At 64.5% G+C, this 22124-nt stretch carries 24 protein-coding genes; 20 read left to right on the forward strand and 4 right to left on the reverse strand.

All coding sequences use genetic code 11. The annotated features are described in order from the left end of the window. The first annotated feature begins 101 nt into the window (after window positions 1-101). From BMW76_RS22150 to BMW76_RS22180, 7 genes are all read left to right on the forward strand, one after another. On the forward strand, window positions 102-1121 hold the full coding sequence (locus BMW76_RS22150; protein WP_090868962.1) for an AAA family ATPase: 1020 nt from the start codon (window positions 102-104) through the stop codon (window positions 1119-1121). Then, window positions 1118-1996, forward strand: a complete 879-nt coding sequence (locus tag BMW76_RS22155; RefSeq protein ID WP_090868964.1) for a DUF58 domain-containing protein — start codon at window positions 1118-1120, stop codon at window positions 1994-1996. Before BMW76_RS22150 ends, BMW76_RS22155 begins: the two co-directional genes overlap by 4 nt. Beyond that, the gene (locus tag BMW76_RS22160; protein WP_245763315.1) at window positions 1993-2958 is read left to right on the forward strand and encodes a hypothetical protein; all 966 of its coding nucleotides are present in this window, start codon (window positions 1993-1995) and stop codon (window positions 2956-2958) included. The genes BMW76_RS22155 and BMW76_RS22160 overlap by 4 nt, the downstream gene beginning before the upstream one ends. Further along, entirely contained in the window at window positions 2955-3953 is a 999-nt protein-coding gene (locus BMW76_RS22165; RefSeq protein ID WP_090868966.1) for a vWA domain-containing protein, read from the forward strand. The genes BMW76_RS22160 and BMW76_RS22165 overlap by 4 nt, the downstream gene beginning before the upstream one ends. Next, window positions 3950-4510 (forward strand): MxaK protein, encoded by a 561-nt coding sequence (locus BMW76_RS22170; RefSeq protein ID WP_090868967.1) that lies wholly within the window; start codon window positions 3950-3952, stop codon window positions 4508-4510. Before BMW76_RS22165 ends, BMW76_RS22170 begins: the two co-directional genes overlap by 4 nt. Before the next feature lie 5 nt (window positions 4511-4515). After that, window positions 4516-5481, forward strand: a complete 966-nt coding sequence (locus BMW76_RS22175) for a vWA domain-containing protein (RefSeq protein WP_407669005.1) — start codon at window positions 4516-4518, stop codon at window positions 5479-5481. Between the two features lie 243 nt (window positions 5482-5724). Next, window positions 5725-5973, forward strand: coding sequence for a hypothetical protein (locus BMW76_RS22180; RefSeq protein WP_245763316.1), 249 nt, complete (start codon window positions 5725-5727; stop codon window positions 5971-5973). 65 nt (window positions 5974-6038) lie between these two features. Here BMW76_RS22180 and BMW76_RS22185 read toward each other — a convergent pair whose 3' ends face one another. The 3 genes from BMW76_RS22185 to BMW76_RS22195 form a co-directional block, all read right to left on the reverse strand. Beyond that, window positions 6039-6230, reverse strand: a complete 192-nt coding sequence (locus tag BMW76_RS22185; RefSeq protein ID WP_090868973.1) for a hypothetical protein — start codon at window positions 6228-6230, stop codon at window positions 6039-6041. Between the two features lie 50 nt (window positions 6231-6280). Then, window positions 6281-6478: a hypothetical protein gene (locus tag BMW76_RS22190; protein WP_090868975.1), complete on the reverse strand. Its 198-nt coding sequence runs from the start codon at window positions 6476-6478 to the stop codon at window positions 6281-6283. 89 nt (window positions 6479-6567) lie between these two features. Beyond that, window positions 6568-7779, reverse strand: coding sequence for an MFS transporter (locus BMW76_RS22195; RefSeq protein WP_245763317.1), 1212 nt, complete (start codon window positions 7777-7779; stop codon window positions 6568-6570). A 135-nt stretch (window positions 7780-7914) separates the two neighbouring features. On the opposite strand from BMW76_RS22195, the gene BMW76_RS22200 reads away from it, so the two are divergent. From BMW76_RS22200 to BMW76_RS22240, 9 genes are all read left to right on the forward strand, one after another. Next, the gene (locus BMW76_RS22200) at window positions 7915-8157 is read left to right on the forward strand and encodes a hypothetical protein (protein WP_090868977.1); all 243 of its coding nucleotides are present in this window, start codon (window positions 7915-7917) and stop codon (window positions 8155-8157) included. A 250-nt stretch (window positions 8158-8407) separates the two neighbouring features. Further along, on the forward strand, window positions 8408-9565 hold the full coding sequence (locus BMW76_RS22205; protein ID WP_090868979.1) for an amine dehydrogenase large subunit: 1158 nt from the start codon (window positions 8408-8410) through the stop codon (window positions 9563-9565). Between the two features lie 7 nt (window positions 9566-9572). Beyond that, window positions 9573-10175, forward strand: coding sequence for a MauE/DoxX family redox-associated membrane protein (locus tag BMW76_RS22210; protein WP_090868981.1), 603 nt, complete (start codon window positions 9573-9575; stop codon window positions 10173-10175). Then, on the forward strand, window positions 10172-10798 hold the full coding sequence (mauD, locus tag BMW76_RS22215) for a methylamine dehydrogenase accessory protein MauD (protein WP_090868982.1): 627 nt from the start codon (window positions 10172-10174) through the stop codon (window positions 10796-10798). The genes BMW76_RS22210 and mauD overlap by 4 nt, the downstream gene beginning before the upstream one ends. A gap of 39 nt (window positions 10799-10837) precedes the next feature. Further along, a complete protein-coding gene (locus BMW76_RS22220) occupies window positions 10838-11401 on the forward strand; it encodes a methylamine dehydrogenase light chain (protein ID WP_090868984.1) in 564 nt (187 codons plus the stop codon). After that, window positions 11398-11898, forward strand: coding sequence for a c-type cytochrome (locus BMW76_RS22225; protein WP_090868986.1), 501 nt, complete (start codon window positions 11398-11400; stop codon window positions 11896-11898). Before BMW76_RS22220 ends, BMW76_RS22225 begins: the two co-directional genes overlap by 4 nt. Before the next feature lie 140 nt (window positions 11899-12038). Beyond that, window positions 12039-12485 carry a c-type cytochrome gene (locus BMW76_RS22230; RefSeq protein WP_407669006.1) on the forward strand — a complete coding sequence of 149 codons (447 nt, stop codon included), beginning with the start codon at window positions 12039-12041 and terminating at the stop codon, window positions 12483-12485. Between the two features lie 24 nt (window positions 12486-12509). After that, window positions 12510-14015 carry an aldehyde dehydrogenase family protein gene (locus tag BMW76_RS22235; RefSeq protein WP_090868991.1) on the forward strand — a complete coding sequence of 502 codons (1506 nt, stop codon included), beginning with the start codon at window positions 12510-12512 and terminating at the stop codon, window positions 14013-14015. A 40-nt stretch (window positions 14016-14055) separates the two neighbouring features. Then, complete coding sequence (locus BMW76_RS22240; protein ID WP_090868994.1) at window positions 14056-15285, forward strand: porin; 1230 nt, start codon at window positions 14056-14058, stop codon at window positions 15283-15285. A gap of 186 nt (window positions 15286-15471) precedes the next feature. On the opposite strand, the gene BMW76_RS40435 is transcribed toward BMW76_RS22240, so the two are convergent. Then, window positions 15472-15741 carry a hypothetical protein gene (locus BMW76_RS40435; protein ID WP_143062293.1) on the reverse strand — a complete coding sequence of 90 codons (270 nt, stop codon included), beginning with the start codon at window positions 15739-15741 and terminating at the stop codon, window positions 15472-15474. Between the two features lie 579 nt (window positions 15742-16320). On the opposite strand from BMW76_RS40435, the gene BMW76_RS22250 reads away from it, so the two are divergent. The 4 genes from BMW76_RS22250 to BMW76_RS22265 all read left to right on the forward strand — a co-directional run bounded on the left by BMW76_RS22250 (window position 16321) and on the right by BMW76_RS22265 (window position 21684). Further along, window positions 16321-16869, forward strand: a complete 549-nt coding sequence (locus tag BMW76_RS22250) for a fimbrial protein (RefSeq protein WP_090868998.1) — start codon at window positions 16321-16323, stop codon at window positions 16867-16869. Between the two features lie 63 nt (window positions 16870-16932). Then, entirely contained in the window at window positions 16933-17691 is a 759-nt protein-coding gene (locus BMW76_RS22255) for a fimbria/pilus periplasmic chaperone (RefSeq protein WP_090869000.1), read from the forward strand. Between the two features lie 198 nt (window positions 17692-17889). After that, window positions 17890-20430, forward strand: a complete 2541-nt coding sequence (locus BMW76_RS22260; RefSeq protein ID WP_456090131.1) for a fimbria/pilus outer membrane usher protein — start codon at window positions 17890-17892, stop codon at window positions 20428-20430. Between the two features lie 330 nt (window positions 20431-20760). After that, window positions 20761-21684 carry a fimbrial protein gene (locus BMW76_RS22265; protein WP_245763318.1) on the forward strand — a complete coding sequence of 308 codons (924 nt, stop codon included), beginning with the start codon at window positions 20761-20763 and terminating at the stop codon, window positions 21682-21684. The last annotated feature ends 440 nt before the right edge of the window (window positions 21685-22124 follow it).

The following is a 22124-nucleotide window of genomic DNA, read 5'->3' on the forward strand; positions in this document are numbered from 1 at the left end:
ACGCTGTCGCTGATACGCACGCCCTTCCCCGACGCTTCCTTTTCGCTTCGCCGGCGTACGTGTCGCCCTTCCGATAACGGCCGACCGCAGAGGCGAATCCGATGGAAAGCGAAGAGCTACTCGAGGACTGGCGCAAGCTCGCGCTCGATATCGAGCATCAGGTGGAGAACGCCGTCATCGGGCAGCGCGAGACCATCCGTCTGATCAACGTCGCGCTGTTCGCGCGCGGCCACGCGTTGCTGGAAGGCGGCGTCGGCGTCGGCAAGACGACCATTCTGCGCGCGTTCGCGCGAGCGATCGGCGGCGACTTCGAGCGCGTCGAAGGCACGATCGATCTGATGCCGGGCGACCTCGTCTATCACACGTATGTCGATGCCGAAGGCAAGCCGCGCATCGAGCCGGGCCCGCTGATCAAGCACGGCGAACGGCTCGCGACATTCTTCTTCAACGAGATCAACCGCGCGCGACCGCAGGTGCAATCGCTGCTGCTGCGCGCGATGGCCGAGCGTTCCGTGTTTGCGTTCGACCGCGAATACCGGTTCCCGCACATGACCGTGTTCGCCGATCGCAACAAGGTCGAGAAGGAAGAAACGTTCGAGCTGGCGGCAGCGGCGCGCGACCGCTTCATGTTCGAACTGAACATGTCGACGCCCGACGATCAGCCCGCGCGCCGCGCACTCGTGTTCGATCCCGCCTTTCACGACACGGAAGCGCTGCTCGCGCGCGTCGCGCCCGACGTGCTGCCGTGGCAACGGCTCAATGCGATCGCGGCGGGGATTCAGCGCACGATTCACGCAAGCGAAGCGATCGAACGCTACGCGCTCGACATCTGGCGCGCGACGGAGAACCCGACGCAATTCGATATCGCGCTCGATGACGTGGACATGCAGCGCCTGATCCTCGCCGGCGCGAGCCCGCGCGGCATGAGCGCGCTGCTGCGCGCGGCGCGCGTCGTCGCATGGCTCGAAGGGCGCACGTATCTGATGCCCGAGGACATTCACCGCGTGCTGCTGCCGACCCTCGGCCATCGCGTGTACTTCACGCCCGTCTATGAACTGCGCCGCCAGGAACTCGCCGATGCGCTGATCGCGCAGATCGTATCGAGGATCGCGGCGCCGTGAACACGCTGATGGAGTTCCAGTACCGGCTGCCGATGCGCGTATCGGGCGCGCGGCCCGGCGGACATCGCGGATCGAGCGTCGGCATCGGCCAGGAGTTCGCGGCACACACACGGCTATTCGACTATCCCGATCCGCGCCGGATCGATGTGCGCGCAAGCGTGCGCACGGTCCAGCGCGAATGGCTCGTGCGCGTCCACCGGCAGCGCGTGGCCGTGGCCGTGCATGCCGTCGTCGATGTGTCGGGCTCGATGCGCTTCGGGGCCGCGCACACGAAGCTCGATGTGGCCGCAACGTTCGTCGAGGCGCTCGGACACAGCGCGTTTCACATCGGCGACCCCGTCGGCATGATCGCCTTCGACGATGCCGAGCGCGAAGATCTCTTCGTACCCGCTCGGCACGCACGCGGCATGGGCGCGCTGATGGGCGAGCTGTTGCGCGCGTCTGCGCAAACGGCGGCGCCGCTGCAAACGGGCACGCCGGCGCGCGCGACCGTCTTGCGCGATGCCGTCACGCGTCTTGCGGGCCGCGCGTGCCTCGTCTTTTTGGTCTCCGATTTTCACTGGCCGCTCGACGCGCTGTCGGGACTGCTGGACACGCTGACTCACGCGTGGGTCGTCCCCATCGTGATCTGGGACCGCGCCGAAATCGAGCCGCCGTCGCAGAACGGCTGGATGTCGCTGGCCGATATCGAATCGGGCGAAGCACGGACGATGTGGATGCGCGACTCGGTCCGCAACCGCTGGCACCAGGCCGTCGCCGAACGGCAAGCGCAGATCGTCGCTGCGTTTGCGCGTCATGGCATCCGTCCGTTCTTCAACCGTGGCGCGTTCAATCCCGAGGCGCTCAGCCGCTACTTTCTCGAGATGACGGCATGAATCGCGCTGACGCCGCGTCGCCGATGCACTCTTCGCGCGCATGGGCGCAACGCGCGCTCTCGCACTTCGTTGCGCTCGCAGCTGTTCTCATGATGGCAAGCATCGCTGCACAGACTACACATGCAGCACCAGCAACGCCACAAGCAACGCAGACCAAACCGGCCACCGTGCAACAGCCCCGCGCGTTCGGCCATGTGCTCGGCGACATCCTGACCCAGCAGATCTTGCTCGACGATCACGGACACGATGCGGCGCTTTCCGCGATGCCATCGACGGGCCGCGTCAACGCGTGGCTCGAACGCCGTCCGCCGACGCTCCGAACGGACGCCGATGGCCGCCGCTGGCTCGTGCTCGACTATCAGGTGATGAATTCGCCGCGCGCGCCGACCGTGACCTCGACGCCGCCGCTGCAATTGCGTCTGACGTCGGGCGCGACGCTCGATATCGCGCAGAGTCCGCTGTCGATCGGCCCGCTCGCGCCGTTGGGCGTGGCCGACGCAGGACGCCTCGCGACGCTTCAGCCCGACCGGGTGCTTGCCGCGCAATCCACTGCGCCGCTCGAACGCGCGATGACCATCTGGATCGCGCTGACCGTCGCGGTGCTGCTCGCGTGGCTGGGTTGGTGGATCGCGCGCAACAGGCGCGACGCGATGCGGCTTCCGTTCGCGCGGGCGTGGGCGCGCTTCGGCCAGCACGACGACGCCGCGCTCGAAGCGGACCCGGATGCATGGCGCGGCCTGCATCGCGCGCTCGACGAAGCGGCGGGACGCGTCGTGCACGCCGGCTCGATCCCTGGCTTGACGGACGACGCGCCTCATCTGCGTGAGCTTCGGCCGCAGATCGAGCAGTTCTTCCAGCGATCGTCGGACCGCTTCTTCTGCGATCTGCCCGTCGCGACGCCGTTTTCGCTGCGCGAGCTGTACCGCGCGCTCTATCGCGCCGAAAAGCGTCATCACCGATGAGCACGCCTCCCGACTTTCTCTATCCGTGGGCGCTCGCGCTGCTGCCACTCGCTGCGTTGCCGCTGCTGCGCCGGAGCATCGACATGCTGCCGTATTCGTACGTCGCGTGGCTGCCGCGCGACCGCGCGGGCCGCGTCGTCGCCTTCGTCTGGCGAGCGGCCGCGATGCTCGCGCTTGCGGCCGTCATCGTGGGACTCGCGGGCCCCGGCTTCTCCGGCGAACAGAAGCGGATCACGGGAGCGGGCGCCGAAATCCTGATCCTGATGGATGGAAGCGGCAGCATGTACTCGCCGATGGGCACCGGGAGCAAGAATGTCGCCGACGCGCCGACGGCAGGCGAAACGAAGAACCAGATGGCGCGCGATGCGATCAGCGCATTCGTCGCGCAGCGCGTCAACGATCGCTTCGCGTTCATGCTGTTCGGCACGCATCCGATGCTGGCCGTGCCGTTCACGCGCGATCGCACGGTGATCGACGCCGCAATCGATGCGACGGCCGTCGGGCGCGGCATGCCCGACACGCTGCTCGATCGCGGCATACAGTCGGCCGTCGAGCTGTTCGACGGCCGCGCGCGCACGAGCAGCCGCGCGATCGTGCTGGTGTCGGACGGCGGCGCGCTGCTCGACGACGTCGCGCGCGAGCACATTCGCGCGGGGCTCGCGCGCAATGGCGTCGCGCTGTATTTCATCTATCTGCGCAGCGGCGTGTACAGCCCCGATCTGCACGCGCGGCTCGCCGCATCGGACCATTCGCCCGAAGCCGATCTGCATCGCTTCTTCCTGTCACTGCCGACGCCCTATCGTCTGTACCAGGCGGACAGCCCTCAACAGGTTGCGCGCGCAATGACCGACATCGCACGCACCGAGAACGCGCCCGTGTCGTTCGTCGAACGATTGCCACGACAGGACGGCAGCGCGTGGTGCTTCGCAACGGCCTTGCTCTGCTGCGTGATGCTGCTGTGCATCTGGTTCGTGCAAAAGCGGAGCCTGTCGTGAAGCGCCTGCCCATCCACCTGATGTTCGGCGCGGCAACGCTGTGCTGCGCGGCCGTCGCCGGATATTACGCGGTGCGCCTGCTGCATGTGGCCGGCGCGAATCGCGAGATCGCCGCGATCTCTACGCAACCGCCGGGCCAGTGGAGCAAGACAGCCGCGCATCAGCAGGACCCGGCCGTGCGGCTCGCGCAAGCCGTCGCGCTCGCGCGCGCGGGCCAGCATGCGGAAGCGGGCAAGCGCTATTACGATCTTGGGCGGCTCGCGCCGTCGAGCGAGACGGGCCGCATTGCGCTCTACGATCTCGCCAACATGTATCTGCGCGAAGCCGCGGGCGACGACGCGCAAGGGCCCGTGCGCTCGCCGCCGATGCTCGAAAACGCGAAGGCACGCTATCGCGAGGTGCTGCGCCTGGACCCCGGCGACTGGGACGCGCGCTACAACCTCGAGCGCGCGCTGCGGCTCGCGCCCGAAGCCCAGGACACCGCCGACGACGACAAGGACGTCAAGGAGCAGCACAACATCAACGTGCGCGGCGCGGCGCCGGAGGAACTGCCGTGAAGGCGCTGCGACGCGCATCGCTGCTGCATCTGGGGCGCCGCTGGTGGCAGCTTCCGCTGGCGTCGCTGCTGCTCGCTGCCGCCGTGTGGATGCCGCCCGTGCAGTTCACGCGCCCCATCTTCCGATACGTCGTCACGTTCGACATTACGCAGAGCATGGATGTCGAGGACGTCTCGATGGACGGCAAGCCGATCAGCCGTCTCGACTTCGCGCGCGCCGCGATGAGCGATGCGTTGCAGCACCTGCCATGCGGATCGGAGATCGGCTGGAGCGTGTTCTCGAATCAGCGCTCGCTGCTGTTGCTCGCGCCCGTCGAAGTGTGCGGCAACTACGATGCGTTGCTGTCGTCGCTCGATCAGATCACGGGAAAGATGCGCTGGGTGAACAGCAGCGTGATCGCGCAAGGCGGCCTCTATTCGGCGATACGCGCGGCAGCGGACCTCGGCCACAACACCGATATCGTCTTCATCACCGATGGCCAGGAAGCGCCCCCTGTCGCGCCGAACGAGACCAGCGTGCGCGACATTCCGCAAGGACTCGTGCATGGCTGGCTGATCGGCGTCGGCGGCGATCAGCCGGCGCCGATACCGAAGACGAACGCCGACGGCGTGCGCACCGGCTTCTGGCGCGCCGACGAAGTGCGCCAGCTTCAGCCGACGCCCGGCACGCCCGCCACAGCGGAGAGCCACGAAGAACTGTCGGAGCTTCGCGAGACGTATCTCGAAGCCGTCGCTGGGCATCTCGGCTTCGGCTACAAGCGGCTGGCCGCTGCCGATTCGCTGCGCGCGCCGCTGACCGACGCGCGGTTCGCGCATCCGACGCCCGTCGCGACCAATGTTCGCTGGTGCCCCGCTCTGCTTGCGCTCGTGCTGCTCGTCTGGCGCTTTCTGCCTGCGAGACAGGTCGTGCGCAAATCCAGACCCGCGAGCGCGGCGGCGATTCCCGCACGCCGTGCGCTCAGCCGCCCATGAATTGGGTTCCATTGTTGTGGTGACCGTGCCATGAGCATGGTCCGCGTGAGGTCGGTTCGCGCTTCACAACTCAAGCGCTTCAAACATAGCCACATTCGCATAGCCACATTCGCAGCAGCAAGGAGATGCAGGCACGTGGACTGCTCGCTTACAGTAACTTTGCGAGGATACCCGGCTATGCATACGAATCGAATCTCTTCCTTGATGCACCAACTGCTTTCTTCGGCAAGCGCAGCATGCGCGATGCTGCTATGTACGGCCGCCGTCGCGCAGATCACGGCGCCGAACGGCAACATGCCGCAGGAAAACCGCAGCGCGCCGATGGGCTCGAAGTCCGATCCGCCGCCCGCACATATGCTCGAATCGAGCAGGCCGCAAGCCGTCGATGCGCAGAAGGAGCGCGACGCGACAGCGAAGCCGGAACACAAGGCCGAGGGCGCTGGAGGTTTCGATAACGGCCTGTACGGCACGGGTGCGGGCAGCAACAAATAGCTGCGGCCGGGCCTTCGCCGATACGAAACAGCGAAGGCCCACCAGGCACGCGTTAGTCGTGGGCGCTATTTGAAACTTGCGTCGTCGTCGCCGGGTGCTGGGCGCTGCGTCTCTTCTTCCTCTTCGGGCGATGGCGTGGGTGCAAGTGGGTCCATGTCGGGCGGCATGCCCGGCGCCGGACGCGGCTGCTCTTCGGGTTCGTCGAGTGGCTGATTGGCCGGGTCCGCGATGGGATCGATTGTCGGATCGGTTTGCATGACGTGTGTCCGTGTGTTGATCGGAAGACAATGTCGGCGCAACGGATGATTCAACCGCGCGACGCTGTGTTCGTATCGCCGGGAACGACGGGTGGCTCGAAGTCAGGATCGGTCGGCTCGCCATGCGCTGCCTTGTCCGTCCGCTTGTTTTTCGTCTTCGCGCGCCGTGTGTTTTCGTCGGCGAGCGGCGCTTCCGGTCCACCCGGTTCGTCCATCGTGTTCTGCTGCTCGTTGATCGTGTTTGCCATTTCATGCCTCCGTGGCGTGAATTTCCGGCCGCAGTGCGCGCACCGAGACGATCAAACCAGCAACGCTCGTTCCCGTTCGATCAGCCGGATTACCCCGCGCGCCGCACATGACGACCGCCGACTGTCAGCGCGATGACGGAGAGCACCGCGGACACGGCCGCAAACACCACATCGGCCCACAGGTGCCCGACGCTGCGCGACAGCAGCGCGATGCCCACGGCAGGCAGCGAGTTGCCCGTGTAGCAGCACAACAGATACGCCGATAACAATTCCGCGCGCTGCGCGGCGGGCGCCATCCGGTTCGCTTCCTGAAGGCTTCCGCGGAAGCCCAGTGCCGACGCAACGCCACCGAGCGCCGTCGCGACGACGAGCAGTGCAATCGAGCCCGCGACCTGCGCCCATAACAGCAACGCAAGGCTGGGCGGCAGCAGCCACAGGCCGGCGGACATCGCGACCCGCGCGCCGAGTGTGCGTGTCGCGATCACGGTGACGGTGCTCGCCGCGAACAGTTCGGCGACGACCGCGCCGCTCAGCGCAGCGTTGTGCGTATGCATGCTGTTCTGCATGAGATTCGGCAGCAGCGCCGCATAGAAGCCGAGCAGGGCAAACGTCGCAAAGGCCGTGACGGCGGGCGCGACGAACGCCATATACAGCCCGGAAGGCACGCCGATGCGCGGCTCGAACGACAGTTCCGCGAGGCGTCGCGCCGGATGGTTCACCGTTTCGCAGGCTCTTGCCGTCATCGCCGTCGTGCCGGCCAGAACCAGCACGTAGACGACGAACACCGTGCGCAGCGGCCACGGCGCAAACTGCGCGAGGAGACCCGCGATCAGTACGCCTGCTGCGAGACCGGCGAGATTCACGGCCGCGGCGAGGCGGCTCGCGGCGGCCTTGTCGTCGTCGGGATGCAGTTCGGCGATCCATGCCGTCGCCGTGGCCGCGCCGACACCAATGGCGAGACCGCTCGCCGCGCGCGCGACGAAGAGCCACGCGGGATGCATGGCGAAAAGAAACAGCAGCGTACTGACTATCGCAACGGCGAGCACGAGCAGGCTCACGGGCCGGCGCCCGGCGCGGTCCGACACGCGGCCGAACGCGAACAGCGCGCCGAGATTACCGATCACATATGCCGCATAGACGAGCGTGACCATCAACTCCGAAAGGCCGAACGCGCGCTGATACAGCGGATAAAGCGGCGTGACGATCGGGCTGCCGGCGTAGAGGACGCCGAGCAGCGCGGCGGCTGAGATCAGCGATGCCCGGCGGCTCAGCATCGTTCGCGAGCGCGAAGGCGGATGCATGTGCGTCTCCATCGAGGTTCGCATCGTGTCGAAGCAGCAAGCGATATTCCGCCCAGCGCTGTTTTTGCCCGAAATCGTGGGCATACCGTTTGCGCCCAACACCGTGAGTGAACACGCGGAAAGAGGGAGCACATCATGACCATCACGACGATTCGCACATCCGACACGCAAGTCCAGGTCGAGCAGACGGCCTACACGTTCGCGAACAAACAGGACGCCGACGCATTTCAGCAGTGCCTCGTCAACGGCACCGTCGAGTCGTGCCACCACGATCACCCGCCCGTTTCGATGCGGCCCGTGAGCGCCGACGAACGCGTCGACGATCCGAACCGCGACAGCACGATCTCGCCTTCGCTCGGCGGCGATACGGCGATGTGATCTTGACGCGTCACGGTCGGGTGCAACCTGTTTGCCCCTCTCGTGACGAACCGCTTGTGACGAACCGCTCGTGACAAACCCTAACCGCCGACGAATCCACCGAACGCAAGCCAACACACGCCCTACATCCCTTTCAGCAAGACTACCAATATCCCAAATCGGCACGCACGCGTTGCCGGTTTCGGCGCTGGCCTGATTTTTCGTCGATCTAAAGTCGCCTCACACATCGTGAATCATCACTGGAGGCGACATGAGAACAAGGCGACGAACCGCGCGCATCGCGGCGACGCTGTCATTCGCGGCTGCATGCATCGGCAGCGCGCACGCAATCGAAAAGCCCGAAGAACTGACCGTGCAGAAGCTGCCGCCGTGGCATCCGCACGAGGTATTCGTCGTCGACATTTCGATGCCGTCGATGACGGATGCGCGCGTCTATCTGTACGACGCCGACGCGAACAAGCTGCTCGGCCAGATCGACGCGGGCTTTGCGCCGGGCTTTGCGATTTCGCCCGATCACAAGACGAGCTTCGTTTCCACGACTTACTTCGCGCGCGGCTCGCACGGCGAGCGCACCGACGTCGTCGAGCTGACCGACAACGCGACGCTCGATCACACAGGCGAAATCGTGATTCCGCCGAAGCACGGCCAGCACATTCCGACGCCGTACAACACCACGTTCAGCGCGGACGGCAAGCGCCTTTACGTATCGAACATCACGCCCGCCGCTTCCGTGACGGTGATCGACGTCGCATCGAAGAAGGTGCTGTCGGAGATCGACATGGCGGCATGCGTGCTCGCGTTTCCGTCGGGCAATGACCGCTTCACGGGGCTGTGCGAAAGCGGCAAGGCGCTGACCGTCACGCTCGATGCGAACGGCAAGGAAGCGAAGCGCACGATGTCCGATGCGTTCATCGACGTCGACAAGGACCCGGCCTTTATCAACGCGTCGCCGTATCAGGGCGGCTATCTGTTCACGACTTTTCACGGCATGGTGCGCTCGGCGGATTTTCATGGCGACAAGCCCGTGTTCGGCGAGCCGTGGTCGCTGCTGACTGACGCCGAGCGCGCCGAAGGCTGGCGTCCGGGCGGCATGCAGCAGACGGCCGTGCAGGCGAAGCTGCATCGCTATTACGTCGCGATGCACAAGGGCGAAGAAGGCTCGCACAAGGACCCCGGCACGGAAATCTGGGTGTACGACCTGCAGACGAAGAAGCGCATCGCACGCTGGGATCTGTCGCAGCAGAAGATCGACCCGCTCGCGTCGATCCAGGTCAGCGACGACGACCAGCCGCTCTTCTACGGCATCACGGGCACGTCGGATCTCGTCGTGATGAATGCGCACACGGGCAAGCTGCGCAACGTCGAAAAGCAGGTCGGCAATACGTCGACGTTGCTCGTCAATCCGTGAGGCCGCAATGATGATCGATCCTGTACTCGCGACGCTCGCGCAAGCCAGCACGGCGATTGTCATGCTGCTTGGCGCCGTCGCCAAATGGCGGCGCCCTGCCGCGTTCCGTCATGCGCTCGCCGGTTATCGATTGTTGCCGGATGCGTTGACGGCACCTGCCGCGTTCGTCATCGCGGCGACGGAAACGCTCGGCGCAGCGGCACTGCTGTTCCCCGATACGCGCATCTTCGGTGCCATCGCGCTCATCGCATTGCTGCTCGTATTCGCGGCGGGTCTCGCATTCAACATCGTGCGCGGCCACACCGATATCGACTGCGGCTGCTCGGGCTTCGCAGCGATGCAAGCGGCAACGCAAGCGGCGACGCAAGCGGCAACGCAAACCGCAATGCAAGCAAACGCGCCGCGCGGCATCGGCTGGTTTCATGTCGCGCGCGCATTGCTGCTCGCGGCGCTCGCCGCCACTGCGTTCATCGAGCCCGCCGCGCGGTCGGTCGTGTGGTTCGACTATCTGACGCTTTTCTTCGCCGTGCTGCTGATCGTCTGCGCACTGCTTACTTTCGATGTGCTGCTCGCCAACGTGCCGCGCCTCTCCCACTTGAGGAATTCATGATGCAAACCGCTCTCACCGTTTCCACCGCGCTGTTGTGGATCGCCGTTCTCGCGCTCGGCGCGATCTGTCTCGCTCTCGTTCGCCAGGTCGGCATTCTGTACGAACGCATCATGCCCGCAGGCGCATTGATGATCGACAAAGGGCCCGCCGTCGGCGCGATCGCACCGACGTTCGAACTCGCCGACATTCGCGGCTCTCAAGTGAAAGTGGGCGGCATCGAGGCGCAGGGCAAGGCCACGCTGCTGTTCTTCCTGTCGCCGACGTGCCCCGTCTGCAAGAAGCTGCTGCCTTTGCTGCCGTCGCTGCAAGCCAGCGAAGCGACGCCCGTCAACATCGTGCTCGCGAGCGATGGCGATCTCGCCGGGCACACGCGCTTCGCGCAGAAGCACAACCTCGAGCGCTTCCCGTATGTGCTGTCGCAAGAGCTCGGCATGGCCTACCAGATCGGCAAGCTGCCGTATGCCGTGCTGCTCGATGACAGCGGCAAGGTGCGCGCAAAGGGTCTCGTGAACACACGCGAGCATCTGGAAAGCCTGTTCGAAGCGAAGGAGCGCGGCGTCGCGTCGCTGCAGGAGTTCGTGCACGGCGATCGTCGCCACGAGCAGCACGCACAGCACGTGTGATGCACCGAACCTTCTTTCAACCTGAGCGGAGAACAACATATGGGCGTTTTTGATTCATGGTTCGAGAAGTCGGCGCGCGGCGTCGCGCAGCGCAGTTCGCGGCGCAGCGCGATGGCGAAGCTCGGCAAGGTGCTGGTCGGCTCGGCGATGCTGCCGCTCTTGCCCGTCGATCGCACCGCGTATGCGGCCGAGGCGGCGCCGGGTGCATCCGGTGCATCCGGTGCATCGGGTGCATCGGGTGCCGCCGCATCGGGTGCGAGCGACGACCCGATGAGCTGCGACTACTGGAAGTACTGCGCGATCGACGGCTGGCTGTGCAGTTGCTGCGGCGGCACGTCGAGCAGCTGCCCGCCGGGCACGACCCCTTCGCCGATCACGTGGATCGGCACCTGCCGCAATCCGCACGATGGCTCCGACTACATCGTTTCGTACAACGACTGCTGCGGCAAGACGTCATGCGGCAAGTGCTTCTGCAATCGCAATGAACGCGAGAAGCCGCTGTACAAGCTGTCGCTCGACAACGACATCAACTGGTGTATGGCGAACGGCAATTCGAACTATCACTGTTCGGTTTCGGTCCTGCTGGGAGCAGCCAAACAATGAACGCACATCACGCTGCAAAAATCGGGGCCGCGTGCATCGCGGCGGCTGCATCGTTTGCGACGGCGGGCATCGCGCACGCGCAACAGGCCGCGCACTACCCCGCGGGCAAGAGCATGTTCGACGCGCAATGCGCCGTTTGCCATCAGGCAGGCGGCAAGGGTCAGGACGGACTCGCGCCGCCGCTCACGGAGTATCCGGGCAGATATTCAACGACGGCGCAAGGGCGCGCACAACTCACGTCGACGGTGGTGCACGGCATGTTTGGCGAGATCAAGGTGAACGACAAGAGCTACAACTTCAAGATGCCGAGCTTTGCGAGCGCAAGCGATGAAGACCTGGCTCAGGTGCTCAACTACGTCGTGTTCGATCTGAACGCACAGCACGGCGACGCAAAGCCGTTCACGGCCGCGGACATCAAGGCGGCTCGCGCGCAGACGATGGACAGCGCGGCCGTTCACGCGCAACGCGCCGTCGTCACGAAGGGACTCGGCCTATGAACGCCGCCCGCGTGCCGGGTGCCGGCCAGCGCGTGAACATGCAACCGCGCATGCATCCGCACATGCATCCGCACATGCAAAAGCGCGCGCGGGCTGCTTCGGCGGCTGCACCGTGGACAAGCGCAGCGCGCCGCGTATCGATGCTGCTACTGGCGTGCGCCGCGACACTCACGCCGCCGTCGTCCGCAAATGCGCAGAGCAAAGCCGATGCCGCGCTCGCGCAACAGCATTGGGTGCTCAACTGCATGGGCTGCCACACAGGCACGGGCGGCGGCATTCCCGGAAAAGTGCCGCCGCTCGCGAATTCGCTCGGCTACTTCGAGCATCTGCCTCGCGGCCGCGAATACGTGATGCGCGTGCCGGGCGCGTCGAACTCAGCGCTCTCCGACCAGGAGCTCGCAGACGTGCTGAACTGGCTGCTCACGACGATGAACCGCGACTCGCTGCCGAAAGACTTCAAGCCCTACACAGCCGATGAAATCTCGGCGCACCGCCGCCCTGCTTTCTCCGATGTCGCGACCGTGCGCGCGCGTTTGATCCGCGATCTGCACGAGCACGGCATCACGGGCGTCGCGGATCGCTACTGAACCTCTTCAATCAAGGAAACGGACATGGAGACGAATAACACCTTCGCGCTGCTCGACTCGACCCAAGCGTTCCTCGCGAAGCCGAAGAAGATGCTGATCGGCGGCGAGTGGACGGATGCCTCGTCGGGCCGTGCGATCGACGTCGTGAACCCCGCCGACGGCAGCGTGCTCACGCGCGTGCCCGAAGCGAACGAACACGACGTGCAACAGGCCGTCGCCGCCGCGCGCCGCGCGTTCGACGCGGGCCCGTGGCGCGCGATGAAGACCACCGACCGCGAACGTCTGCTGCTCAAGCTCGCCGATCTCGTCGAAGCGAATGCGCGCGAGCTCGCCGAAATCGAATCGCTCGACAACGGCAAGCCGGTGATGGTCGCGCAGGGGCTCGATGTGTCGATGGCCGCACAGTGCTTCCGCTACATGGCCGGCTGGGCGACGAAGATCGAGGGCAGCGTGATGGATGCGGGCCTGCCGTACATGCCGGATAGCGAAGTGTTCGCGTACACGCGCAAGGAACCCGTCGGCGTGGTGGGCGCGATCATTCCATGGAATTTCCCGCTGCTGATGGCCGCGTGGAAGCTGGCCCCCGCGCTCGCAACAGGCTGCACCGTCGTGCTCAAGCCCGCCGAGGACACGCCGCTCACTGCGCTGCGCCTGGGCGAACTGATCGTCGAAGCGGGTTATCCGCAAGGCGTCGTCAATATCGTCACGGGCTACGGCCACACGGCGGGCGCTGCGCTGTCGCGCGATCCGCGTATCGACAAGATCGCGTTCACGGGCTCGACGCAGACAGGCAAGCTGATCGGCCACGCGGCGCTCGACAACATGACGCGCATGTCGCTGGAGCTGGGCGGCAAGTCGCCTGTGATCGTGCTGCCCGATGTCGACATCGACAAGGCTGCGCAAGGTGTCGCGAATGCGATCTTCTTCAACCAGGGCCAGGTGTGCACGGCGGGCTCGCGCGTCTATATCCACCGCAAGGTATTCGACAAGGTGATCGACGGCGTCGCGCATATCGCGAAGAGTTTGAAGATCGGCGCGGGCATGGACCCGTCGACGCAGATCGGCCCGCTCGTGTCCGCGAAGCAACGCGAGCGCGTATGCGGCTATCTCGACTCGGGCTTCGCGGAAGGCGCGCGCGCCGTCGCGGGCGGCAACGCGATCGACAAGCCGGGCTTCTTCGTCGAGCCGACCGTGATGGTCGATACGAATCACACGATGCGCGTCGTGCGCGAAGAGATCTTCGGGCCGGTGCTGGTCGCAATGCCCTTCGACGATATCGACACGGCCGTGCAGCTCGCCAACGACACGCCGTATGGTCTTGGCGCGAGCATCTGGTCGAATGATCTGTCCGCGATCCACAAGCTGATTCCGCGCATTGCGGCGGGCACCGTGTGGGTCAACTGCCACTCGCTGCTCGACAACGCGATGCCGTTCGGCGGCATGAAGCAATCGGGCTTCGGACGCGAACTGGGCCGCGCCGTCATCGACCAGTACATGGAAAGCAAGTCGGTGATGATCAATTACGCGTAAGCGCCCGCGTCAAGCGACTACAACACAAAGGGGAAGACAGATGAAGCATCCGACGACGACGCGCACGATCGCGGCGGCGGTGGCGGCGCTCGCCGCGTCGATGGCTGCACACGGCATCGCGCATGCCGAAAGCAGCATCACGTTATACGGCGACGTCGACGCCGGCATCACGTACACGAACAACCAGCAGGTCACGCATGCGGACGGCAGTGTCGGCGGCGGCCACAACTTTCAGTTCACGGGCGGCAATCTCGCGCCGTCGCGCTTCGGCCTGACGGGCAGCGAGGACATCGGCGGCGGCACGGCCGTGACGTTCAAGCTCGAAAACAGCTTCTTCACGGGCAGCGGCAACGTCGTACAAGCGGGCACGCTCTTCAATCAGAACGCGTGGGTCGGTCTGACCAACGAGCGCTACGGCACGCTGACCTTGGGCCGCCAGTTCGACTCGTACACGAACGCGCTCGCGCCATACGCGTCGAGCATCACGTGGGCGACCTTATACGGCGCGCACATCGGCGACGTCGACAACCTCAATGCCGCGCTCAATCTGAACAACGCGGTGCAGTACGTGAGCCCGACCTTCGCGGGCTTCTCGGTGAGCGGCACGTATTCGCTGGGCGGCGTCGCGGGCGACTTCTCGCAGAAGCGCGGCTGGGCCGTTTCGGCGAGCTACAACAACGCGCCGTTCTCGTTCGGCATCGGCTATCTCGACCTCAACAATCCGCTCGATGCGGCGCTCGGCGGCGAGCAGGGTTATATCGGCGACTTCGCGTGTTCGAATCCGACGGCGATGTACTGCGAGTTGCAGAACGCGCATGCGTTGAAGGCGTTCGGCGCGGGCGGCTCGTACACGATCGGGCCGGCGACGATCGGCCTCGTCTATACGCATACGGCGCTCGACAACAGTCTGTATTTCGCGAGCGCCACGCGTCCGCAAGGCGCGGATGCGCGATTCGATATCGTCGAGGTGAACGGGACGTATGCGCTGTCACCGGCACTGACGCTCGGCGCGGCGTATATCTATAACTCGATGAAAACCGATGTGAGCGGTTCGCCGAAATTCCATCAGGTGAATCTGGGCACGACGTACAGCCTGTCGAAGCGCACGACGCTTTACGCGGTGGGGATTTTCCAGAAGGCAACGGGAAGCGGAATCGGCACCGACCCTGTGACGGGGCAGGCCGCGAACTATGCGCAGATTCCCAATCTGCCGAATTCAACTACCGACAAGCAGGTGTCGGTCACAGTCGGTTTGAAGCATAGCTTTTGAGTTTCACTGAGCTTCTTGTCTGCGATGGCGTTTAGTGTCGGGATGCCTGGCGTCCCGCTGGCATCCGCGCCTTCGCCTCGCAGGTCGTGCGTTGCATCTGCATTTTCACGCCGCGTTCCAGCCTGATCTGTAATGCGATCTGCCGTCGCCTCGTCGAGAACACGCATCGACGTCAATCCATTCGGCTCAGTTGTACTGGCTCACTATGGTGACGCGCGGAGCTTCCACAGCGGACTTCACGCCCGCAGACGTCAGCAACAGCGTGCCGCCCGTACGTCCGACGCGATATTCGCCGTTCTGGTCGGGCGCGGTCTTGTGGCCGGAGCCGTCGGCAAAGACGGACGTCACCGAATCGCGAGCAAGCGTTGATGCGGCCGTCGCTGAATCTTTGATCGCCTCGATCGAAATCCTGGCGCTCGGCGCGCTATTGGCTAAAACGGCGAACGTCACGCTCATTGCCGATGCGTCGGCGCCGGATCGCGCTGCGCAATGAGCGACCCGCGGCAGTACGGTCGCTTCGGCACTCGCGGCCATCACCTCGAAAGGCGGCTCGACCACTGCGCCGATAAACGAAATCACTCCGCCCTCTGCCGCCGAAACCATCGTCGATGTGCAAAGCGCTGTGGCCGTAATCATCGCCCTGACAATCGTCCGCCAGTTCATCCGATCGCTCTTCCCTCTCGCCACCATCACGGCCTCCTCTCGAATAAGCCCTACGAAACAGTAGGGCTCATCGTATGCCCCAGGGCATCTTTCGAGAGTCGACAGCGATCAAACGACCGGTCGTCGAATGGTGGCGAACGGCCGCACCTTTCGACTCACCTGGCAATTTACGAATTCTTCGATCCGGCTCGCCAATTTTAATAATTGTTCTATAGAGGCTGCGTCCGCGCGTCGCTACGATGCGTCAACTCCTTAGGCAAATGCACGGCAATTCCGCTGGTGGACGCCGGGGAGCGTGGAATCCGGGCTGCGTTCTCGTGTCGAGGGCCGCTTTGGTTCATCAATATTTTTCGACTCACACGACACTCACTTATGAAAATCAAGCTTTTCACAGCTCTGATCGTTGCCGCAGGCGCCATGGGCTCGCAATTCGCGCACGCCGCTCCGGACGGCACGATCACGTTCAACGGCGCAATCACGTCGACCACCTGCCTGATCAACGGTGGCACGGCTCCCCAGAACTTCACCGTGACGATGCCGACGGTTTCGACGACTACCCTGGCGGCGGTCGACCAGACCTCGGGCCGCACCGGTTTTCGCATTGCACTGAGCAACTGTACGGGCACGGGCAACGTGCATACGTTCTTCGAAGCCAGCCCGACGGTCGACCTCGGCACGGGCCGCCTGATCAATGCGGGCACAGCCGCCAATGTGCAGGTCGAACTGCTGAACAAGGACGCGAGCGTCATCACGGTCGGCGCATCGGACGGTATCGGTGCTGGCCTGCAGAACTCCAAGTCGGTCCCCATCGTGAGCGGCGCGGCCAATCTGGACTACTACTCGCAATACCACGCGACGACGGGCGCTGCCGGCGCGGGCTCGGTGTCCGCGACCGTGACCTACGACATCTCGTATAACTAATCGACTCTGCGGGGCGACGCCTGATCGAAGGCGTCTCCCTGCTTTTCATTTTTGGATGCTGCAATGAACGCCAGGGAAACAATCCAATCCGTGCTCGCTGCCGGGATGCTTGCACTGGGACTTATCGGGTCCCCTGGTGCGCATGCGTCCGTGGTGGTCGGTGCAACACGCGTCATCTTCAACTCGCAGGACAGCGAGGCCACGGTCAAGATGACCAACGAGGGCAAACTGCCCGCGCTGGTCCAGTCGTGGGTAGATAAAGGCAACGCGAAAGAAACGCCGTCTTCCATCGAAGTGCCTTTTACGATCATGCCGCCCGCCGCGCGCATCGATCCCGCCAAAGCGCAGACCCTGCGAATTATCTATACGGGCGAGCCGTTGCCGCAGGACAAGGAATCGGTGTTCTGGCTCAACGTACTGGAAGTGCCGCCCAAGCCGACGGGCGAACTGGCCGATGTCAACAAGCTGCAACTGGCTTTCCGCACGCGTATCAAGCTCTTTTATCGCCCATCGGGTCTCAAGGGCGTGACGACCGACGCGCCTGCACAGCTTGCCTGGCGCATCACGCGATCCGCGAAGACGCCGGCTATCGAGGCACGCAACCCGACGCCTTACTACGTTTCTTTTGCCAGCCTGGAAGTCAGCGCAGGCGGCAAGACCCTGAAGAACGACGACGGCGGCATGGTCGCCCCGGGCGAAACCGAGGTGTTTCCTCTGACGGGCGAAGGCGTTCCTGCTGCTGGCGCGAAGGTGCACTACCGCGCGATCAATGACTGGGGCGGCCCGATCGACGGCGAGGCCCCGTTATCCGCTGCTTACTAGAGACAGCCAGGGACAGCCAGGGACAGCCGGGACGGACACGTCGTAACCGGCTGCTGACCTTCACCTCACTTCGAACGGCCCTTTGATGCAGCTGCGACAGCTGCAGGGCGGGCTGTTGTCTAAAGATCCTGAGTCGACTGCATGCATTCGTATCGAAGTACTTGCCCGATCCCCTCGCGACTCAGTCCGGTCAGTGCGGTGGCGCTTTCTCTGTTCTCCAGTGTCGGTGCATGGGCAGCCCAGCCTGCACCCGCCGATACGACGATCGCCTCGGTCGAATTCAATGATGCATTCCTGCACGATCAGGGCGGAACGCGGCTGGACGTCTCGCGCTTCAATCAGGGCAATGCGGCAGCACCCGGCATCTACCGGGTGGATCTGTACGTCAACGAGGTCTGGACGGGACGCTCGCAGGCCGTGCTGCGCAAGGTCGTAGGCGGCGACGTACAGCCTTGCTTCGACCGCGCGATGCTGGAGCACGTCGGCGTGGACGTGGACAAGCTTTCGCCGCAGGCCGCTGCACTTCTCGCGGACAATGCGGGCAGCGCATGCGCGCCGCTACCCAAGCTGATTCCCGACGCCACCGCCGTGTTCGACAACGGCGAGCAGCGCCTCGACATCAGCGTGCCGCAGATCGCGATGAGCCGTGCAGCGCGTGGCTATGTCGATCCGCGCTATTGGGACGACGGCGTGCCCGCCGCGCGCGTGCAGTACAACGCCAACGCGTATCACTCGGACGGCGCGGGCGTGTCCTATACCCAAGCCTATGTGGGACTGAATGCCGGCGTGAACATCGGCCCATGGCGCTTTCACCACGACGGCAGCCTCGTCTACAGCGACCATGCGGGCACGCAGTACCAGACCTTGCAGACGAACGTGCAGCGCTCGATCGCGCCGCTCAAGAGCCAGCTCGTCATCGGCGATGCGTTTACCGACGGCTCGATGTTCGACAGCTTCGGCTTTCGCGGCGTGCAACTGGCCAGCGATGACCGGATGTACCCGGAGTCGCAGCGCGGCTATGCACCGACCATTCACGGCATTGCCAACAGCAATGCGCGCGTGCAGATCCGCCAGAACGGCAACATCATCTATGAAACGACGGTGTCGCCGGGTGCGTTCGAGATCAACGATCTCTATCCGACTGGCTATGGCGGCGACCTTGAAGTGATCGTGACGGAAGCCGACGGCAGCCAGCGGATCTCGCGCGTTCCGTATGCGCCGATGGTCAACGCGCTGCGCCCGGGAACGACACGCTTCAACGTGACCGTTGGCCAGTATCGCAATCCCTCCGCGCAAATCGCGCCGGGCGTTTTTCAGGCGACGGTCCAGCACGGCTTCAACAACCTGTTCACGGGCTATGGCGGCGTATTGCTGGCGCAGAACTACGCTTCTGCGCTGATGGGCGTCGCATTGAATACGCCCTACGGCGCGTTCGGATTCGACGTCACGCACGCTACGACGGGCCTCACCAACGAACCCGGCCGCAACGGCCAGAGCATCCGCGTTTCGTACAGCAAGCTGGTTGCGCCCACCCATACCAACCTGACGCTCGCCGCCTACCGCTATTCGACGCGCGGCTTCCTTGGCCTGTCCGACGCGATAGCGCTTAAGGATCTGGATCAGCGAGGCCTCGGCTTCGCGATGGGCGGGACCGTGCGCGGGCGTCTACAGCTGATGGTCAATCAGGCGCTGCCTGCCGGCTATGGCAGCTTCTACCTGTCCGGGTCCACGCAGGACTACTGGAACCGCAATGGCCGCGATACGCAGTTCCAGGCCGGCTACAGCAACAGCTACAGAAACATCAACTTCGGTGTTTCGGCGTCACGCCAGCTCAACATCAACAGCGCGAAGTGGGACAACCGCGTGATGCTCACGCTCGGCATCCCGCTAGGCAAATCGCCGTATGCGCCTTACGCCAGCACGAGTCTGACGAAGGATTCGTCGGGCGCCGTGAGCATGCAGGAATCCGTATCGGGTTCGCTCGGCACGGACAACGCGTTGTCGTATTCCGCGAGCGCCGGCTACAGCGGCGGCGGCGGGATGGGCAGCAATACCAGCGCGGGCCTGGGCGCCAGCTACATTTCCCAGGCTGCTACGTTCACCGGCAATGTCAGCAAGGGCAGCAACTACAGCCAGGTGGGTGCGGGCATGTCGGGCGGCGTCGTCGCGTACCCGGGCGGCGTTGCCTTCATGGCGAGCATGGGCGACACGCTGGCCGTCGTCGAAGCGAAGGACGCGGCGGGTGCGCGCGTGCTCAACGGCAACGGCCTGCATGTCGACCGCTGGGGCCATGCCGTGGTGTCCAATCTGACGCCGTTCTCGCGCAATGAGATCGAAATCGATCCGAAGGGGCTGCCGCTCGACGTCGAATTCAAGTCGACGATACAGAACGTCGCGCCGACGGCGGGCGCCGTGGTCAAGGTGAAGTTCGAGACCGACAATCCGGGCCGCGCCGCGCTGCTTCAGATCAGGATGCCTGACGGCAAGCCGCTGCCGTTCGGCGCGGAGGTAATGGACCCGACGGGTCAAATGGTCGGGACAGTGGCGCAGGCCGGCCGCATCGTCGTGCGCGGTCTGAAGAGCGACAGCGGAACGCTGACGGCGAAGTGGGGAACGGGTGCGAACGAGACCTGCACGCTGGGCTATGCGCTACCGAAACTCGCCGACGCGAAGAGCCGGCTCGTCGTGCGCGTGCCCGCCGAATGCAGGTTCGAGCAGATGGCGAAGGCCGCGTTCTGACGCCGCCTCTTATATGACACCATGGATGCAAAGGTCATGAGATTCAACGTATCGATCGACATTCAACGTTCACGAGAACGCCTGCACTGGTTGCGGTGGCTGCGGATAGTCGCGTTCGTTTGGCTGGGTGCGCTGGCCCATGGTCAGGCATCGGCACAGTACATCTCGAGCTGCGCCGGGCCGAACCCCGGCACCTTCGTCATCACACTGCCTACCGATACCTATGCGGTGCCGCGGGACAACTCCGCTACAGGAGTCCGGATTGGACCGTGGACGCCGTTCTACGCGCCAGGCACAGGCACAAGCGTATGGACGTGCGATACCTTAAGCGTGTTGGATTCGCCCGCCCACTACTGGGGCGTTTCGTTCATTTCACTGCTGGGCCAGCCCGTTGGCACCTATAGCGAAGGCGGCGTCACGTATCCCGTGTTCAAGACAAACGTGGCCGGAATCGGCATCGTGATGGGCAGTTCAGGCTACGAGTCATGGGCAAGCGTAGGGGGCAAGTCCGGCTGGACAAACGAAGCTACCGGGAGAACTTATGGCTATCCGGTTGACGCGAGCTGGTCTCTCGGCGGCGCAATCGGAGCTCGCCTCTATACCTTCGATAACGGCGTAACCAACTACAACTACGCGATATCGGGTATGCCCTTCGGTATGAAGATGGATTTCGCGTTCATCAAGATCGGGCCCGTCACGGGCGGCACAATCAACATGCCGGGCGTCGTCGCGCAGGCGGGCGTGTCCGTCACCGCCGCGCCGGCTCCGTATACGAACTACGTCTCCCCGCCCCAGAATCTCGTCGACGTCACGCTGGTCGGCGGTCCGACCTTCGCACCTGTGGCTTGCGCGACGCCCGACGTCACGGTGCCGATGGGCACGCACGCCAACACCGAATTCTCCGGCGTCGGGCCGATCTCGACTGCACCGGCGTCGTTCAACATCAGCCTGAACAACTGCCCTGCCGGCATCAACAGCATCAAGTACGAGATCGATGCCGTGACCACGATCGTCGACGCCAGTCAGTCGGTCGTGGCGCTCGATAGCGCCTCGACCGCGCGTGGCGTCGGCGTTCAGCTGCTCGACGCCAATGGCAATGCGCTGCCTATCGGCACGCAGCAGACGCTGCCCGGATACGACCCGGCCGGCGGCAACTACACGATTCCCCTGAAGGCGCGGTACTACCAGACTACGGCGCCCGTACTCGCTGGCTCGGCGAATACGGTGATGACCTTCACGATGAACTATCAGTAGAGGCCTGGTTGCTCGCGATCATCTGCTAAACGCGGACCGATCGCGCGCACATGCCCGCACCTTGAATTGCACACTTGAAGAGGATTAGCGATGAAAACCCAAACCTGTGTTCTGATGCTCGCCGCCGTCGCGGCCCTGGCTTCTGCCTCAGCGTTCGCCGGTGGCCCGATTACGATTGTGCCAGCAGCGAACGCCAGGGCCACTTTTCCAACGGGGCCCGTCGGGCCAGGCGTATCTGGTGCCAATGCTGGCACATTCAGCGGAGGTACGGCCGGGCCCGCCGGAGCACCCATCCCCGCATCTGTAGCTGCCGGCCAGCCGGCACCGCGTAGCAAGTCTTCGGCGAATGGTCCCTCAATCTAACCCGCGAAAGCCGCGCCGGATGCAACTACGTGACAATCCCAGGACGGACGCGCACTGACACATCCGGCCGACACACG

The sequence above is a fragment of the Paraburkholderia diazotrophica genome (assembly GCF_900108945.1).
Taxonomy (GTDB): domain Bacteria; phylum Pseudomonadota; class Gammaproteobacteria; order Burkholderiales; family Burkholderiaceae; genus Paraburkholderia; species Paraburkholderia diazotrophica.

Coding starts and splice junctions, on each gene's coding strand:
- BMW76_RS22150 (WP_090868962.1), top strand. CDS start 102: ATGGAAAGCGAAGAGCTACTCGAGGACTGGCGCAAGCTCGCGCTCGAT.
- BMW76_RS22160 (WP_245763315.1), top strand. CDS start 1,993: ATGAATCGCGCTGACGCCGCGTCGCCGATGCACTCTTCGCGCGCATGG.
- BMW76_RS22165 (WP_090868966.1), top strand. CDS start 2,955: ATGAGCACGCCTCCCGACTTTCTCTATCCGTGGGCGCTCGCGCTGCTG.
- BMW76_RS22180 (WP_245763316.1), top strand. CDS start 5,725: ATGCTGCTATGTACGGCCGCCGTCGCGCAGATCACGGCGCCGAACGGC.
- BMW76_RS22185 (WP_090868973.1), bottom strand. CDS start 6,230: ATGCAAACCGATCCGACAATCGATCCCATCGCGGACCCGGCCAATCAG.
- BMW76_RS22190 (WP_090868975.1), bottom strand. CDS start 6,478: ATGGCAAACACGATCAACGAGCAGCAGAACACGATGGACGAACCGGGT.
- BMW76_RS22195 (WP_245763317.1), bottom strand. CDS start 7,779: ATGCATCCGCCTTCGCGCTCGCGAACGATGCTGAGCCGCCGGGCATCG.
- BMW76_RS22200 (WP_090868977.1), top strand. CDS start 7,915: ATGACCATCACGACGATTCGCACATCCGACACGCAAGTCCAGGTCGAG.
- BMW76_RS22205 (WP_090868979.1), top strand. CDS start 8,408: ATGAGAACAAGGCGACGAACCGCGCGCATCGCGGCGACGCTGTCATTC.
- BMW76_RS22210 (WP_090868981.1), top strand. CDS start 9,573: ATGATGATCGATCCTGTACTCGCGACGCTCGCGCAAGCCAGCACGGCG.
- mauD (WP_090868982.1), top strand. CDS start 10,172: ATGATGCAAACCGCTCTCACCGTTTCCACCGCGCTGTTGTGGATCGCC.
- BMW76_RS22220 (WP_090868984.1), top strand. CDS start 10,838: ATGGGCGTTTTTGATTCATGGTTCGAGAAGTCGGCGCGCGGCGTCGCG.
- BMW76_RS22225 (WP_090868986.1), top strand. CDS start 11,398: ATGAACGCACATCACGCTGCAAAAATCGGGGCCGCGTGCATCGCGGCG.
- BMW76_RS22230 (WP_407669006.1), top strand. CDS start 12,039: ATGCTGCTACTGGCGTGCGCCGCGACACTCACGCCGCCGTCGTCCGCA.
- BMW76_RS22235 (WP_090868991.1), top strand. CDS start 12,510: ATGGAGACGAATAACACCTTCGCGCTGCTCGACTCGACCCAAGCGTTC.
- BMW76_RS22240 (WP_090868994.1), top strand. CDS start 14,056: ATGAAGCATCCGACGACGACGCGCACGATCGCGGCGGCGGTGGCGGCG.
- BMW76_RS40435 (WP_143062293.1), bottom strand. CDS start 15,741: ATGAGCGTGACGTTCGCCGTTTTAGCCAATAGCGCGCCGAGCGCCAGG.
- BMW76_RS22250 (WP_090868998.1), top strand. CDS start 16,321: ATGAAAATCAAGCTTTTCACAGCTCTGATCGTTGCCGCAGGCGCCATG.
- BMW76_RS22255 (WP_090869000.1), top strand. CDS start 16,933: ATGAACGCCAGGGAAACAATCCAATCCGTGCTCGCTGCCGGGATGCTT.